General features: G+C 53.6%; 12 protein-coding genes. 9 read left to right on the top strand and 3 right to left on the bottom strand.

The genetic code is table 11. The features are described 5' to 3' along the window. The first annotated feature begins 326 nt into the window (after positions 1 to 326). The 4 genes from EHF33_RS20320 to EHF33_RS20305 all read left to right on the top strand — a co-directional run bounded on the left by EHF33_RS20320 (position 327) and on the right by EHF33_RS20305 (position 3,931). Positions 327 to 812, top strand: a complete 486-nt coding sequence (locus EHF33_RS20320; RefSeq protein ID WP_124875682.1) for a restriction endonuclease subunit S domain-containing protein — start codon at positions 327 to 329, stop codon at positions 810 to 812. Next, positions 809 to 2,278 (top strand): N-6 DNA methylase, encoded by a 1,470-nt coding sequence (locus tag EHF33_RS20315; RefSeq protein ID WP_124875680.1) that lies wholly within the window; start codon positions 809 to 811, stop codon positions 2,276 to 2,278. Before EHF33_RS20320 ends, EHF33_RS20315 begins: the two co-directional genes overlap by 4 nt. Positions 2,279 to 2,624: 346 nt before the next feature. Further along, complete coding sequence (locus tag EHF33_RS20310) at positions 2,625 to 3,086, top strand: YbjN domain-containing protein (RefSeq protein ID WP_124875678.1); 462 nt, start codon at positions 2,625 to 2,627, stop codon at positions 3,084 to 3,086. Positions 3,087 to 3,325: 239 nt separating this feature from the next. Then, positions 3,326 to 3,931: a hypothetical protein gene (locus EHF33_RS20305; protein ID WP_206431661.1), complete on the top strand. Its 606-nt coding sequence runs from the start codon at positions 3,326 to 3,328 to the stop codon at positions 3,929 to 3,931. Between the two features lie 148 nt (positions 3,932 to 4,079). Here the strand turns inward: EHF33_RS20305 and EHF33_RS20300 are convergent, their stop codons facing one another. Further along, the gene (locus tag EHF33_RS20300; protein WP_124875676.1) at positions 4,080 to 4,964 is read right to left on the bottom strand and encodes a hypothetical protein; all 885 of its coding nucleotides are present in this window, start codon (positions 4,962 to 4,964) and stop codon (positions 4,080 to 4,082) included. A gap of 348 nt (positions 4,965 to 5,312) precedes the next feature. Here EHF33_RS20300 and EHF33_RS20295 point away from each other — a divergent pair, with 348 nt between their 5' ends. The 4 genes from EHF33_RS20295 to EHF33_RS20280 all read left to right on the top strand — a co-directional run bounded on the left by EHF33_RS20295 (position 5,313) and on the right by EHF33_RS20280 (position 14,049). Beyond that, positions 5,313 to 6,014, top strand: coding sequence for a hypothetical protein (locus tag EHF33_RS20295; RefSeq protein ID WP_124875674.1), 702 nt, complete (start codon positions 5,313 to 5,315; stop codon positions 6,012 to 6,014). Between the two features lie 99 nt (positions 6,015 to 6,113). Further along, positions 6,114 to 7,055, top strand: coding sequence for a hypothetical protein (locus EHF33_RS20290; protein WP_124875672.1), 942 nt, complete (start codon positions 6,114 to 6,116; stop codon positions 7,053 to 7,055). A gap of 32 nt (positions 7,056 to 7,087) precedes the next feature. Then, the gene (locus tag EHF33_RS20285) at positions 7,088 to 10,171 is read left to right on the top strand and encodes a CHAT domain-containing protein (protein ID WP_124875670.1); all 3,084 of its coding nucleotides are present in this window, start codon (positions 7,088 to 7,090) and stop codon (positions 10,169 to 10,171) included. 347 nt (positions 10,172 to 10,518) lie between these two features. Further along, positions 10,519 to 14,049, top strand: coding sequence for a CHAT domain-containing tetratricopeptide repeat protein (locus EHF33_RS20280; RefSeq protein ID WP_124875668.1), 3,531 nt, complete (start codon positions 10,519 to 10,521; stop codon positions 14,047 to 14,049). 107 nt (positions 14,050 to 14,156) lie between these two features. Here EHF33_RS20280 and EHF33_RS20275 read toward each other — a convergent pair whose 3' ends face one another. Together EHF33_RS20275 and EHF33_RS20270 are read right to left on the bottom strand one after the other, a co-directional pair. Continuing rightward, on the bottom strand, positions 14,157 to 15,281 hold the full coding sequence (locus EHF33_RS20275; protein WP_241191474.1) for a transposase: 1,125 nt from the start codon (positions 15,279 to 15,281) through the stop codon (positions 14,157 to 14,159). 237 nt (positions 15,282 to 15,518) lie between these two features. After that, entirely contained in the window at positions 15,519 to 16,148 is a 630-nt protein-coding gene (locus tag EHF33_RS20270; protein WP_164473652.1) for an IS66 family transposase, read from the bottom strand. A gap of 66 nt (positions 16,149 to 16,214) precedes the next feature. Here EHF33_RS20270 and EHF33_RS20265 point away from each other — a divergent pair, with 66 nt between their 5' ends. Next, positions 16,215 to 16,652, top strand: coding sequence for a hypothetical protein (locus EHF33_RS20265; RefSeq protein WP_124875662.1), 438 nt, complete (start codon positions 16,215 to 16,217; stop codon positions 16,650 to 16,652). Positions 16,653 to 16,727 lie beyond the last annotated feature (75 nt).

Genomic DNA, 16,727 nt, shown 5'->3' with positions numbered 1-16,727 from the left:
GAACCAATCTTATGAGCATGTTCACTTTGGTCGGGGGCCGCGCTTCACTCGAACAAATAATAGGGATAGTGATTTCAAGTTGGGGGAGAATTTTCACAACACACCTCTTTAGTCATGGACGTTGTCATTCGCTCTAAAGTCATGATACAGTGTTACAAGGTAAACGTAACGCCGCGTCCGAAGACTACGGCGCGAAAAGGGAGAAAATGGATTCATCAGTGCTTCATCTTCCACTCAGTGAATTAGGCAAATTGCAGCATGGGTGGCCTGGCAAGGGTCGGCAAGACCCAACGCGCCGTGAGCGCACAATGAACATGGGACAGGTCATGACCACCCAGGATCTGACCTACATTGGTGCTGTACCCCATGGACCTGTAGAAGCCATAGCGGGGTTCAATGCCCGTTATTTGCTCAGGCGAAGCGATCTCCTTTTTAACGTCCGCAACCGGCCTTTCCGTGTCAGTGTGATTGAAGCGATTGAGCCAGAGGATCTGGTGGTGGCCTCAGGCATCTTGGCCTCGCTACGCTTACACGACCCCGCGACAGTTGACCCTTACTACCTGGCAGGCCTGCTGCGATCTGTATATGGCCAAGCCCTGGTGCAACCTTACATACAGACCTCCACCAACACGACCACCATCAACCTGAAAGCTCTCTCCCAGCTCCAAGTGCCACTGCCAAAATGGAACATGCAGCAGCAGTTGGCGCAGATGTTTCGGCAACTCGATGAGGTGCGCCGCAATACAGACGCAGTTGTTGAGCAGCGTGCCTACTATGCAGACGCCGCAATTCGCCTGGCGGTAGAGGCGTGATTGGCCCTCAGATCAACCCTCAAACGGTTTTACTGAGCGCCTACCACCTTCTCAAAACCAAGGACGAGTTCGGTGTTGCCCAGCTGTTGGGAGCGTTGTTGCTCCTGAGTCAGCGCTGCCCAGACGAAATGAGACGTATTCCTCAGCGGGAACGTCATCAAACAGTCGATCATTACCTCGAATCACTGCTGACAAAATTCAAAGTTGAGGAGGCCGCAGATACCGCGAATTCGCCTTCGTTGGCTGACATCGGACTGAACGAATTTTCGTTCCGGCGACCTCTGCGCGGGCTGCCACCAACCACCAACTGGTCAGAGATGATCGAAGAGCTGTGTTCAGTGATGACTGACTTATGGTCTTCAAAACCCAAAATAACAACCGATTACGGACACGTGTTCTCAACAGTACTTCTGAGCCGCCCAGGGTTTGTCAGAGCGTTCACGCCGACCCCACCAGCTGCCGCACAACTCGCAGCCCAACTGCTCCAAGTAAGACCAGGCCAGGAAGTGTTGAATGTGCAGTGCCGCTGGGGGCAGGTACTGCTGGCGTTGAATAAAGATTTTTACGGTGATCAGGCCGTTCTAATGGGCAGTGGAAGCGACATGCAAGCGCTGAGCGTGTGTGCCCTGCTGCTGCTTATTAGCAAAGTAGAGACTGCTCACCTGAGATACATACCACTGAGCGCCGACGCCCCGTTGCTCGGATTCAAAGAAGAGTTCTACGACCGAGTAGTCGCCCACCCACCGGTAGAAGCTCCAGTGGGCCAGGCCAGACAATACATTGAAGAGCTGGTCATTGGACAGGTGATGGGAACTCTCAAGCCGGGCGGACGTGCCGTAATCATCGTCAGCGGCGGTTACCTCCACCGCAGCCGTCCGGAGCCGGTCATCAGACGCCGCCTAATCGCTGAAGACTGGCTCCGGGCTGTGGTTCAGCTTCCGGGCACTACCAAAGATTCCGGCGGTTCACCGAGTCTGTTGGTGCTCGACAGAAGCCGAGCAAACCAGGCGGTTGTGTTCGTTGATCTGAGCGAAGTCGAACCCAACGACTGGTTACAGTCGGACATGGTGAACCGCGTGATTGAGGCCCCCAATGAATTCTCAGATGAACGGTGGACAGCGCTGTCCGCTGCTGCTGGGCCTCTACCAAACCACCCACGCTGGCAGGTTGTCCCGAGAGCCGAAATTGCTGTGGACGCCAACCTGAGTCCAGCCCGGTACCTCCAGTCCGACACCAACCCACGAATGACACGGTCGGGCCTTCTAAAAGCCAGAGAGCACTACCAGGTTGCTTCAAGCAATCTCCAGCAATCAATTCAGAAATTCGATCAGCTCATGCAGGATCTGTTTGAGCCTCAACACGTGTCTGACAGCAAGCCGCTTTTAAACCAAACCAACCCAACCCAACTCAGTGACCATGACCACCACGACTTTCACAGCCCATCATTCACTGAGGAGAAGTCATGAACGACACTGACGACACGCAGACGTAAACCCTCAAACGCAAGCGGCGGTGCACCAATACAGTATGAGGGTGTAGTCCTTTTGTCCTTTTGACCCTTAAAACCTCAGACGAAAGCGCACACCCGAGTTTCAGCGGGATCCACGGCGTCGCTCACGACCCCACCCTCTACCGCCCCACCGATAGAACATTCGTCGTTGACGTGTATACCCAAACCCGATGGGTCGGGCAGGATAATCGCACGATACATATAGAATCTGCGAATCAAGCTCTCTATTTCCATCCCTAAGAATTTAGTGGCAGGCCAATCAATCGAGACTCATGCGTCGAAATTAGAAAGGAGAAATTGGTATGGTTGAGATTCCACTCATGACTCTGGAAAATATGGCCAAGTACATCGAAATGAGCGAATTTCAGCTCGATTTCGATGAATTTAGTAGCTCTTCACTCATCCGTCAAATGAATTGGCATCTAGAGATGGGCAATGCCGTTGTGCGTATTGAAATAAGCGAAAAAGTCAAAAATAGCAACTTTCTCGCAATCACATGTACCACCCAGAAGCGTTACCTGTCGCGCCAGACTGAAGTTCTCGATTTGCTTAATCATCTCAACGTCGGATTTGAATTCTCCCGCACTCTCAGTCCCAGAGGAGAATTCTCGCTACAATACTATGGCTTTTACCCAGTCCTGGCAAAGTGGCCCCAAGAAACCTTTGACACCCTGCTCTCCAATGTACTGCTGAGTTTTGAGGAGTCCTACCGCGCCCTTGAAGAGCACCCTGCGTATGCGAGCTCACCAGTACCTCAGGTGTAATAACGAGCATTGGAACTCAGCTGAAGGCTCTGCGACGGAATTCAAACCCTGACATTTCACAGTTTCACTTAAATGACAGAAATAACGTTCAGGCCAGTGTTGACTTCAGAAATCTCAGACTAAAGTGCTAAAAGCCTGGCCCAATCACATGATTTATGAAGTGCTGTTCTGAATAAAGCACTCTGATGGCCTGACAGATTTTATGAGAAAGCGTCCCCGGTAGGTCACACTTTCTGTTTGTGAAGACCGAAAATGCCACTGGGGACGCTTCCCGACTCTACCCAGCAGTACTTACCCATCTCCAGAGCGGGTTGTGGAACGACATCCGCAACGCGCGAACCTTGTCCTGGATGGTGAGTGGATTGCTGCTGTCCCAGCGCAGCACGCTTCCCAACTGGCTGTCTCACATCAACGCTGGAGCGACTTTGGCTCAAAGCACCGAGCGCCGAGTCCGTCGATGGCTCAAGAATCCAGCCATTGACCCTACCAGCATTTACGGTCCCCTGATCACTCGTGCTTTGCGGTACTGGGGCGAACACACCCTGATCTTGGCGCTGGATACCAGCGTCCTGTTCGAGAAATTCTGCTTGATCCGCGTCTCCGTCCTCTTTCGGGGACGAGCGGTGCCGCTTCTTGGCGTGAACAGCGCCGCTGGCGACGCTACGCCGCTCGTCTCCCGTGTCCTCGAGCATACCAGCGCCCAGGTCAGCACAGCTCACTTACTTCCTGTTCTAGCCGAGGTCAAGGGCCTGCTTGAGGGTGACCCAGTTTTGCGGTTCTTCCGGCATTTCCGTGCAACGGCGAGATCTGAGTCTCTGTCTCAGTTTCAAAACCCAAAAACATGACGTTGAAGACAATGTTGCACTACCGGAGTTCAGCGAATTGACCCTGGAATGGCCTACTGCACGGAATTAGCGGAAGAACCGCAAAATCGGGGCAAGCCCAGCACGCTGCTTCCCCTGTCAATGGCCAAAGTCGAGCTCAGGTAATGAACTATAAGTCCACTGCCTCCTCGCGGTACACCTGATGCCACCGGCGGTGCTGACGATATGCCTCTCTCGGCTCCAGCAAGACTAGCGTTCCTACCGGCGAGTTCATTACACCCCCGTGCGACTCAATGTATATCTGGAGAGTTTTCGCCACGAACTGCGAGGACAGTGCAAACCAATCGCTAATTCGATACACTCCCTGCCTCTGTAGGAAGCGCTGGACGCCTCCTACTGCACCATCCTCTAGAAGGCGCAATTCCTCATCAAACACGTCCTCCCGAGCGAGCAAGAAGCTCTTCACTGCGAAATACAGCGGCGCGTGTGTGTACTGATCAAGCTCCGGGGAATCTTCCATATTCACTTGGTAGTTCGTATAAAAGTGGGTGTACAGATCGTGTTTCACCAAGTGGTACAGCATCACCGAGAATCCGCATGGTCCAATACCTACGATCTCGAGAATGCTGTGCAGTTCTGCAAGCATTCCTCTGTCGAGCTGCGCCTTGAAGTTCTGACTGCCGACAATCTTCGTATACCGATACGATTTGCGTTCCGCTCGTGCGCTCAGTTCCCCGAGGTCTCCCATGGTCACTGTCTCAGCTGTGAACCCAACAGAACGCAGGTCTGCACGGCTAAGTGACTGTGCGAACATCTCCGCCACCTTCTGCTGCGAAGGCAACCTGCGCAGCACCTCAATCACATCAAGCACTCGGCGCTCCGGGTCCGGACGGTAATCCAGATCCTCCGTGAACGTCTCAAGACCCAGCAACAGGAACTGTGCACATGTCACTGGTTTGTAATTCGTTAGGGTCACGTGGTAATGCGCCATGATATTCAACACGGCTCGTGCGGCGGTCTGACTGTTCTTAATGCGCCTGAGGTCAATGCTCATGAGTACTATCCACCTACAGTGTCAAAACAAAACTCAAATACGCTGAACACTCGTCAACGCTGGGCGACAGGCGACCTGTAGGCTGGGCTTGAAGAAACGGCGATTAATATCAGTATTCAGCATATCTGCGTCATTGACCTAAGAGTGGGAAATGTAAGTTTCATGTAGGATGTTGCAGAGAGTTTAAAGGTCATCTAGGATGCCATATCCTAGATGAAAGCCAAATGAGAAGACGGGAATTTCCACTCTGCAAGGGCAAACTTTGAGCCGGGGCATTCTGACATCAGCGACAGCCCTCCATTCAGCGAGCCCAGAATTTACCGCCCGCGCTACACATGATAGGAGCCTATGCTGACCGACCGGATTGACCTTCAGCCCCTCGCTGGCACCCGCATCTATTTCTCTGGGCAAGCAGCCTGTGACTTCGATAACCAGCTCAGCACCCGCCGACTGGGTTCTGAATGGGCTCTCTGTTTGGAGAAAATTGAAATCAATGGGCGCAAATTCTATGAACAGCGTTCACCAGACATGCATCTCTGGGTGGCCCTCCCACTGGCAGTCATCCAAGCTGCCAGGATCCAACCTACACTCGAGGTACGTGGGTTCGCCACGGTGAGTCTGTACCGCCGAAACAACGGCACTCTGGCGTACGGTCTTGAATATGCTCAAGACCTTGAGATGCAAGACACTGCTAGTGGACAATGGACGTCAGTCTCACTTACAGGAGTCGTTTCACGCAAAAATTCGATTGCTTCTGGAAGCGTGCAGATTGCGACAAGTAAAGTCGCCGATATCGTCTCTTCCTGGTTGAAAGAATATCGAGAGCCCGTAAAAATTGCGCACAGAAATCTGCGGATATATAAGCGCTTGAGCAACCACATGCATTACACGGACTTCTGCAAGACCATCGAACGGGTTCAAGAAACCCTACTGCGCAACCAACTGCCCATGGCAGAGGATTTGAACGTCATCTTTTACGTGATCCACACGTGGCCAACCGGCCGCGCTCCCCGCCACCTCCTTACTCAGTACGGGCCTCTAGGCGTTTGACGCAGCATCTGAGGTTCTAAGATTTCCCACTTTTGGTTACGGTTGCTCCCCATGCACTCTATTGGAGGGAATGGCCCCTCGCCATAAAAGGAGACCTGAATGTTAACACCATTCCAACAAGAACTTCAGCACATAGAGCGCTTTAAGGTTGGGCTGCACACAGCACAGCCGGCTCACACGTCCCCAGCGGCTGATGACGTCGAGAGGCGCATCGACGCGGTATGTGCTCAGGTACACAAGCACCTGAAGAACGCCCAGGCAGGCACATCGCTGGTCAACGTGCGCCGCTCAGCCAGAGAGGAGGTCAATGCAGACAAGATGCAACTGGCCAGTGAACTTGATGCGCTGTTGCAGACCCTGGCCGCACCCACCGAACTCGTGGCAGAGGTGCTGGAGATCTACCTTCCCGGCTATGCCCAGGGAGATTACCCGGTCACTCACGGTACCCGCAGCCGTGCGTCCCTCACTCCAACCACAGCTTTGCCTGTGGGTGTATTCGGTGAGATGAGTCCACTGAACATCTGGGGCATCCCTGGCGATAGCCCGCTGCGTGATCAGCTCACCACCTGGGTGGAACTGCATCAAGAATTGAAGGCGCAAGACAGCGCGTATCAGGTGCTTGACGCAGACCAGGCATACCTGCTGAGCAGCAACGATGCGGATTCCGTTCTGGAGTCCGAGGCGGATTGGGATGGCCAATTCCTCTCACAGGTGCTGAATGTGACCGACCTGAGCAGCGGTGAGGTTCAAGTCTTGAATCTCACCGCCGTCACCTTGCAGGGCAACACCTGGCAACTGAACGTGGACGCCGACCTCCCATACTTCACTCCAGGGGCAGTAGTGCGTTTGACAACCAGCGACGGCAGTGTCAGCGGTGATTTGCTCCACCACTCCTTGGAGGTGCTGGGTCGTCAGTTGCGTGTAGTGGACCTCACCTCCATAAACCTGCAGATGATAAAGGCTCTGACGCTGGAGGACATTGCTCAGGTCACTGTGCTGCACGGCAGAACGGCAGTAAGCAGTACTCACCTTCTGAACTGAGATTCGCGCTTGCTGATTGACAAAGGATTGGCATGAATAGGATTGACAAGGAATTACAACGCATTGCACGCATGGACGCCAATGAGGCGCAACTGACTGCCTTTTGCCGTTGGCATATCTTAAATCTTAAAGCTGCGGCACGTGATTATAAAGCGCAGGAGAGAATTCTGGAGGCACTACTGCGTGCTGAGCATGATCTGCGCCCCCCTAGTGTCCTTTTGACCATCACTTCTAAGGCGATCGCGCGTCAAGGCGTACACCTGCGCCGGACGGCCGATTTCGCTATTATTCTGGATAACCTCGGCAACGTGCTATCTGATTTGCACCGTTTCGATGAGGCTCTGGAAAGCCACGAAGAAGCCCTCAAGATTAAGCGTCAGGCTCTGCCCGCAAACCATCCGGACATCGCAGATAGCCTGAACAACCTCGGCAACGTGCTGTCTAATTTGCACCGCTTCGATGAGGCTTTGGAAAGCCACGAAGAAGCCTTCACGATTAGGCGTCAGGCCCTGCCCGCAAACCATCAGTACACTGCTGGCAGCCTGAACAACCTCGGCAACGTGCTGTCTGATTTGCACCGCTTCGATGAGGCCATGGAGCGTCACGAAGAAGCCTTCACGATTAGGCTTCAGTCCCTGCCTGCAAACCATCCAGACATTGCTGGCAGCCTGAACAACCTCGGCATCGTGCTGTCTGATTTGCACCGCTTCGATGAGGCCATGGAGCGTCACGAGGAAGCCCTCACGATCAATCGTCAGGCTCTGCCCGCAAACCATCCGGGCATCGCAAATAGCCTGAACAACCTCGGCATCGTGCTGTCTCATCTGCGCCGCTTCGAAGAGGCCATGGATCGTTATGAGGAAGCCCTCACCATCAATCGTCAGGCTCTGCCCGCAAACCATCCGGGCATCGCAAATAGCCTGAACAACATTGGCAACCTGCTGCAGGAGTTAGGCTTCTTAGAGAAAGCCATGGAGCGTCACGAGGAAGCCCTCACGCTCAGGCGTCAAGTCCTACCCGCAAACCATCCGGACATCGCAGTTAGCCTGTACAACATTGGCAACCTGCTGCAGGAGCTAGGCTTTTTAGAGAAAGCCATTGAGCGTCACGAGGAAGCCCTCACGCTCAGGTGTCAAGTCCTACCCGCAAACCATCTGGACATCGCAGACAGCCTGTACAACATTGGCAATACCTATCAGGCTCTAGCGCAGCCTGAGAAGGCTCTCAGCCTATATAAGCAATCTCTGGATATCTTTAGAACAGTTTTGTTCGAGGATCATCATCGCATCGCTGTGACACTCCACGTTCTGGCCAGAGCATACAGAGCTCTTGGGTATCTTAAGCCGGGCATACGTAGGGCTGCCGAAGCGCTGGGGATGCTACTGCGTAACGAGCAGTTCCCCCTGAGTAGCAAACAAGTGTGGGGAAAGAAGCACAGCGTGAGGGAGATAGAGTCGGTGGCAGGCACCCTAGTGTTGCTACTGGATCTCCTCACTCAGCTTGAGGATCAGCTTGTTGCTGACGAAGTTGTGACCGCCTTGCTGACCTACAAAGGAAATGCAGACATTGAGCAGGGTTTGGCGAGCATCTTGCAGGCCACCGCCTTGGAAGGCAGCGGGCTTCGCATCCTGCTGGACCAACGTCAGCAGTTGCAGAGCGAGATGGCCCGTCTGCAATACAGCACCGACAATCAGGACCTTGCTCGCGTGGCAGACGTCAGTCAACAACTACAGCGTATAGAAAGGCAACTGGAGACGCACACTGAAGGACGGCGTCTGGCAGAGGAATTGCAGTTGCGCATGATTACCGCTGACCGCATACAGTCAGCACTGCAGCCTAATGAAGCACTCCTGAATCTGTTCGTTCTACAAGGAGGTATCTACGCTCAGGTGTTGCATACCGACGGTCGGCACCACTTACATAAATACGCCACCGAGAATTTGGAGACACATGTGGCGGGATTGCGAAAAATTCTGCATAGCGAAAAGTTAATGCTGGACGATATGATCGTTCTTGAGCCCCTTCAGGAGCTTTATACAACACTTATTAGTCCCATCGCAGAAGTCCTAGGGCTAAACACAGGATTGGAGCGACTGGTGATTAGCGGGGACAGCTTCCTGTACAGCTTACCCTGGGATCTGCTCTGCACACCTGATACCTCTACTCCAGATCCTCTGCTGGCTCATCTTAAGGTGCGACTGATACCGACTCCCCGGGATCTCGTGCGTCTTCACCACCTTCAGTCCCTTCACACACCTACTTCTGGCTCCGCTGTCATGTTTGGTGTCCAATCCTTTGAACTGAATGATCAGGCCCAGTTGGATTCGGATCTGGAAGCTTCTGCCACTGAAATTGATGCAGAGTCCAGAGGACAGTTGCCTCTCCTAGAAGCAGACGTGCCCTACATCACCACGACAGATCCTGGAGTGAGTTTTGCAACGCGGAGTGCGGTCTTGACTGAGGGAGGGAACGCGAACCTTCCCATGTATGCGAATCTGCAGGGAACCCGTAAAGAGATCGAGCAACTCAGCACCCTGCTTGCCAAGCACGGCCGTGAAGTGGTGGCCCACTTCAGCCCTGAGGCATCCGAGCACACTCTTCTCAATATTGGGATCGCTCCCTGGGTGCTGCACTTCTCCACCCACTCCGATGTTTGGGAAGCTCAGCAGACTCAGACTCTCTATCACCAGACTCAACGTGCCGATCCGCGCTACGACCCCACTCATCCTTTCTCCCGGGCGGTGGTGCTGCTCGACGGCTACACTCGCCGCAACTTCAAGGGAGTGCTGCGTGCATGGGAGTTGGGGAGCCTCGATCTGCAGGGTACCGAACTGGTGACTTTTTCCTCCTGCAACTCCGGATTGGGCGACATGACCGCTGGTCGAGGGGTAGTGGGATTATCGCAGGCAGCGTTTCTGGCGGGCGCACAGCGGACCATTACCACCTTGTGGCCGGTATTAGACCGTACGACGCCGGATTGGATGGAAAACGTCTATCAGGGGCGATTGGAGGGCTTCTCTTGGCAGGATGCAATGCAGAAGGAGAAGCAGAGAATGCTCAAATACGAATATCCTTTGCAGGCCTGGGGCCCTTTCGTCCTTAACGGTCTCGCATAACATTTAACATTATCACTCACAAAGTTTTCCAAAATTCTGGTTGCTCAAAACCGCACTCTAAGCTCTGATCGCCTCATAATCAGTTGTGCAGGTTTGGCAATTTGAGAAACGTCCCATCAAAAAGCTTTGGGAGCATGTTTTTTGAATTCTCAGAGATGTCTAGAGATGGCCTGGTCGCACAACTGCCAGATTTTTTGTGCTGGCCCAAACATTCTTGAGCGTAACCCGCACAACTGGTTTATAGTAAACTTCTACATAATCATAAGACGACCTAATTTACTACGACACATAGAATCTGCGCAACGTGTACGCAAATTTAAGCATCTTAATAGAGAACGAGGTAGGCAATGAAAGAAGTAAAAAAACAGCCAGAACAATCACACAAAACTTCCGCAACTGGCCCGACAATTTTAGACCTCAAAAATTTAGAAAAATTACACTCCGTAGGGTTGAAATCGAAACCGCTCCATCTTGACTCTCATCACGACATTCTGACGCAGATAATAACACTGGAACATGAAATAAGATCCCCGTTGGAACGAATGTCCATACTGCAAAAGGCTGTAAAGCGGCAAAATCTACATTTGAGAAATCACCGCATAGAGTTCGCCTCACTGTTAATGGATCTCGCTAAAAAGTGCTACGACTTGGATAGATATGATGAATCATTGGCAATGTATAAAGAAATATTACGCATTGCCCGCGATACATTCGCAGCGGGTCATTCACATATCGTCGACAGCTTGACCAACTTAGCCGGAGTATACGGTGCTATGCACAGATATGAAGATTCGCTCTCTGCCGCTGAAGAATCTCTACTAATACAGAGGAAGTCACTTCACGATCAGCACCCCAATCTTGCTGCCGCCCTCTCAAATCTCGGAGCCACCTGCATTAGACTCAATCAGCCTTTACGTGCGGTAGGTATGCTTGAAGAGGCCCTACAAATATACATAGCCGAAACACCAAAAGACGAACCAAAGATAGCCCTATGTTATAATAATTTGGGCATAGCGTACTTCGAGCTACGGAACTATGAAGATGCTCTTGACAGGCATAATCAGGCTCTACTAAGACGTCGCTCGTCGCTTCCTAAGCTTCATCTCGATATTGCTCAAAGCCTACATAACCTTGGCAACACTTACTACAAGTTGCGGCAACAGGATGAAGCGGTAAATGCGTTCACCGCAGCCCTCCACATCTATCGCCAGATCCTCCCAGCGGATCACCCAACTACAGCAGAAACTTATGTCAACCTCGGCATCATCCTCTTTGAAGCACGACGATTTGAAGAAGCACTCGATATTCACCTAGAAGTCTTGCGCACACGCCGGAAGACGCTTCCGGAAGAACACCCTGACATCGCGCAGAGCCTTAACAACCTGGCTGGGATCTACATGAATCTGCGCCGATTTGAAGAGGCACGGGAAGCAGCTGAAGGAGCGCTGCGTATCTGGTCATCTCTTCCTCAGGATCACCCGGATCTTGGCCTTGTCAGAAGCAACCTCTCAATCATTTACTCTCACCTACGACTCTTCGATGCGGCTCTTGACTCCGTTCAGGAGTCTTTACGCATACGTCGGGCTGTCCTCCCCGAAGACCATCCCGACATTGCCTCCAGTCTCGGTAACCTCGCCGAAACGTACCGCAAACTTGGTCGTTTCGAGGAAGCTGTAGAGGCGGCAGAAGAAGCTTCACGCATCGATAGGGCAGCTCACCCTCCCGAACACCCTACGATCGCCGAGAGCTTAAACACGCTGGCAAACGCCTACCAGGACACGCAACGAGACGAGGATGCGGTCGCAGCAGGCATAGAAGCACTGCACATTCGTCGTACCTCTCTACCCGAATATCATCCCCTTATCGCCTCCAGTCTTGACGGTCTTGCCAGAGCCTACAGCCGGTTAGAGCAGTTTCAAGCAGCGGTCTGGGCCGGTGAGGAGGCCGCATCTATTCAACGTGTTTCACTGCCCGAGAATCATCCAGATACGGCTGCTACTCTTAACAATCTGGCGAGTATCTATCTTCAGGTGGGGCGCATAGAAGAAGCGGAACAACTCTTCGAAGAAGCTGTGAACATTCACCGTATATCATTGCCTGAACAGCATCCTGAGGTGTCAGCAGGACTAAGCAATCTTGCTCGGATGCATCACAACTCATCCCGTCCTGTGTCTTCTGTAAGTCTCATCTCAAAAAGCCTGCTCATTCAATTACATGAGGATCAATTTCCCCTCAGCAGTAAAGGCATTCGGGCAAAATCGTCTGACCGACAGCATCGATTGCACAATGATCTTGCTTTCCTGTTGGATACTCTTCCGAGACTGAAAAACCACATGCCTGAAGCTTCTGACGGCATCACCGCTTTGTTGACTTATAAGGGAAACGTAGACATCGAGCAGAGCCTTGCCAGTATCCTCTATGCCAAAGCACAAGGTTCCTTTCGAAGTCTGCTTGAAGAGCGCTTAAGCCTGCAGGCACAACTGGCACGCTTGAGATACAGTGATAAGCCGCAGGATTTACCGCAGTATGTTCAGTTGCTCAATCGACTGAAACTGCTCGAGAAGCAACTTGAGACGCATCCTCAGGGACGGCAACTGGCAGACGAATTGCGGCTGCGGATGATCACCGCTGAAAATGTCAGAGCAGTGCTGCGTCCCCAAGAAGCACTGCTAAACTTCATCGTTCTTGGTGATCAAGTACACGCACAGATTCTGCACCAAGATAATCACCACATCCACACGTATCGTGAAAGTCCGAAGGCGCACGTGAAGAAACTACGGGCCCTCCTTGCGGGAGAGGGTCAGCAGTTCTTAGAACTGCATAACCCGATTCTTCAGAGCGAGTTGCAGTCACTATACGGAATGCTGATCAGCCCAATCAAAAATGAACTGCGAATCGGTATTGGTCTGGAGAGCCTAGTTATAAGCGCTGACGGGTACCTGTATGGCCTTCCGTGGGATTTGCTCTGTGATGCCGAGGCAGAAGAGAATAAAAATAGGATCCCGACAACACTGCTGCATGAGGTGAGCGTACGTTCAATCCCCACTCCACGGGATCTCGTACGACTGCACCATCTAGCAGAACTGTACGGAGAGAACCAAAATCCCGCATTGTTGCTGGGTGTACAGTCTTTCCAACAAGACGGTGAGGATTCCGCCGAAAAGAACAATGGGCGATCCCCGCAGTCTTTTACGACTCGTGCGGAGGTATTCGTAGCGGGAGCGGAGTCCGAGCTCCCCCTTTACCTGAATCTGCCAGGAACCAGAAACGAAGTTCTCAACCTAGCCAAGCTGCTCGAGCGACATGGTAAGGACACGATTATGTATCTAAGCCCTACCGCGTCAGAGGAGATATTGCTCAACAGTACCTTCTCGCCGTCAGTGCTGCATCTCTCAACCCACTCGGATGTGTGGGACGAAGCCGACACTGCAGTTTTGTACCAGCAGAACCTGGACAGGCAACTTGAGCCTCGCTTCGATCCAGCGCACCCGTTCTCCCAGGCAGTAGTGCTTCTGGATGGGTATACCGGCAAGAACTTTCATGGTGTACTGCGTGCCTGGGAGTTGGCGAGCTTAAATCTTCAGAGCACAGAACTCGTCACATTCTCGTCGTGCAACTCAGGTCTTGGCTGGATGGAGGCCGGGCGCGGCGTGGTGGGACTTTCACAGGCGGCATTTTTGGCCGGAGCACAGCGGACAATCACGACGTTGTGGCCGGTGTTGGATCAGACGACGTCAGAATGGATGGAGAACGTCTATGCGGGCCGATTGCAGGGCCTCTCATGGCAGGAGGCGGTGCGGCAGGAGAAGCTAAGAATGCTCGAGGACGAATATCCTCTACAGGCTTGGGCTCCTTTCGTTCTGAATGGACTTGCATGAACAGAAAGTGCCAGCAATTGGATGAGCTTGCTACGGTGTTGTGGAGGAGTAGTTCAGTCTGATCGATAATGGAGACTGACATGACGGCCCTGACAGCCTGACAAATTTTATGAGAGTGGACGAAAAACGAGCTGCCAGCCGACTTCAAGTGTCGTTCGAGGGTCAGCATCTGAGCGTTTTCTTCGGCTGGGCGGCTCAGGATCAGGACCACCCTGGAGCGTCAGACGGGAGAAGACCGTCCGACCTCGACTCAGCGCATACTGAACGGTACGCAGACCAATTTTGAGATAACTGAGTGCCCGTTTCCAGTGGGGATCGACGACACGTTGATCCCCACTCTGAACGGTCTGAAGACCTTCTGATACGAGCAGCAGAGTCGCTATCGCTAGTACCAAGACCAGCCGTTCCAGGCTGGCCGCATCACGGAGTCTGGAATCTTCCAAACCGAACAGGCCGCTTTTTTCGTCCAGAAAGCCCTCTTCAATTTGGAAGCGCTCGCCGTACTCAGCGAATGTCTCGATGCCCGTCGGCTGGTCACTGACGACTTGCCACTGCTCTGGGCCGTCCGTCGGACGGCCCAGAGCGATATGGACGGGACCGAAGTGCTGTCCAGTCAGCGTGATGTTGTGCAAGCAGCGCGTTTCTCGTGGTGCGAGTTTCACCTCGCCCACCTTGCACAGTCGTTTCTTCCCTGGAGCAGCCATGATCAAGCTCGACTTGATCCGGATGCGATAATGCCATCCGCAGACCCGAAGCCAGCCCATGAGGGCCGTATCGCAAAAGCCCCGGTCCGCCAGCAGGCGAACCTCACGCAGCTTGAGGAAGTCGAGCATGCCTTTGACTTCGGCCAGGATGGGCAGAAGCTGGGCGGTGCTGACCTGGGCGCTGGAGTGTTCGAGAACACGGGAGACGAGCGGCACCGCTCGTCCCCGAAAGAGGACCGAAATGCGGATCAGGCAGAACTTCTCGAAGAGGACGCTGGTATCCAGTGCCAAGATCAGGGTGTGTTCACCCCAGTCCCGCAAGGCGCGGGTGATCAGGGGACCGTAGATGCTGGTCAGGTCGATGGCTGGATTCTTCAGCCACCGACGGACTCGGCGCTCGGTGCTCTGAGCCAGAGTCGCTCCAGCATTGATGTGAGACAGCCAGTGAGGAAACGTGCTGCGCTGGGAAAGCAGCAACCCACTGACCATCCAAGACACGGTTCGCGCGTTGCGAATGTCGTTCCACAACCCGCTCTGGAGATGGGCAAGTACCGCTTGATAGAGTCGAGAAGCGTCCCCGGTGGCCTGTTCTGTCGTCATAAACGAAAGTGTCCCCTACTGGGGACGCTTTCTCATAAAATCTGTCAGGCCGTCAGCATGACGGCCAGCAAACACGAGCGCACTGCCGAGTTCAAAGAGGAAGCCGTCCGTCTGGTGCTCAGTACCCGACACTTTCGCCGTATTTGATTAGCGAATTGTCCAGGGTCAACAGCGCAGGGACATCAGCACGTCAACGGGATCCTGACCACGCAGGCGGGCGGTTTCCACAGTCGACTTGATGCGCATGTAGGTGGCGGCTCCCCTTGCGTTTTTACTGCATTGCGAGACTTTCCTGGCCATCACCACCGTTCTGAGACTGCGTTCGGCAGCATTGTTCGTCGGTGGAATGTCCGGATCCGACAGGAACAGCAGCACCCGTCCACGCAGATGCTGTTCCAGGATTCCAAACCGCAGCCGCTCATTGGCCTTGGTCTTCAAAGGTGCACGCCTCAGCAACTTTTCCAAGCGCAGGGTGAGCCCCTCACCCTGCTGCCGATATTCTTCTCGAGTACACCATCCCTCGGCATAGCGTCGATGAAGCTTGATCCCGTCGCGGAATACCTGCGCCAGTCGGAAACCGTATTCGTGTCCTCGACCGGGTCGCTGCTGTTCTCCGGCAGCGACCTCATCCGCGTTGCGGATGAGATGAGCCAGACACTTTTGTTGTCTCACCTGATTAGGCATCTTGCTGTCGTAGACCTTGAACCGGTCGTAGACCAGCACGCCTTGGAACGCGTCGCCCAGAACCTTTCGAAGTTCGATGTTGGTATGCTGATGGTTGGCCGTGAACAACACCGTTTGAGCGGAACGGAAGGTACTGACCCAGGCTTGACCAGCGCTGATCCGCTAACCGCTATCGTCATGACGCACAAACCCAGCGGCGCGAAGATCCGCTTCCAGGGTCTGAACATAATTCGCCAGGAGGCCTGCATCCTCAGCCAGCCGCTGTGCGCCCTGGGTCACTGCGCCCTGCGTGATGCGAATTCCGGTCGTCAACTCAAGCACCCGTGGCAATCGGCGCTGTGGGAGGCCGACTTCATGGTGCAACACCTGAAGGCTGGCCTTCAGACGCGATCCGCATCGATAAGCCGTTGCCCCGTATTGATCTTCCGCCAGATCAGGATGAACGCCGCGCACCGTGCTCCCACACGCAGGACACGTCATCACCGGAACGCGATATTCCGTGAGCTGCTGAGCGCGCTCAGCAGCATCCAAGCTTTGTCCTGGCGCTTGAAGAGGAGTTCACCGCTGAATCCACAAGCAGCGCAGGTATTCGGCACCTCTACCTCGACCACTTGAGTGATCTGCTCGGGTGTCGGTGCCTGCTTGTACGTGAAGATCCCTGCTTCTGCACGCCGTCCCGAGGGTTGGGGA

The organism is Deinococcus psychrotolerans, from assembly GCF_003860465.1.
GTDB classification, from domain to species: Bacteria; Deinococcota; Deinococci; order Deinococcales; family Deinococcaceae; genus Deinococcus; species Deinococcus psychrotolerans.
The sequence above is the reverse complement of the archived record's forward strand: the minus strand, read 5'-3'. Positions and strand labels throughout refer to the sequence as shown.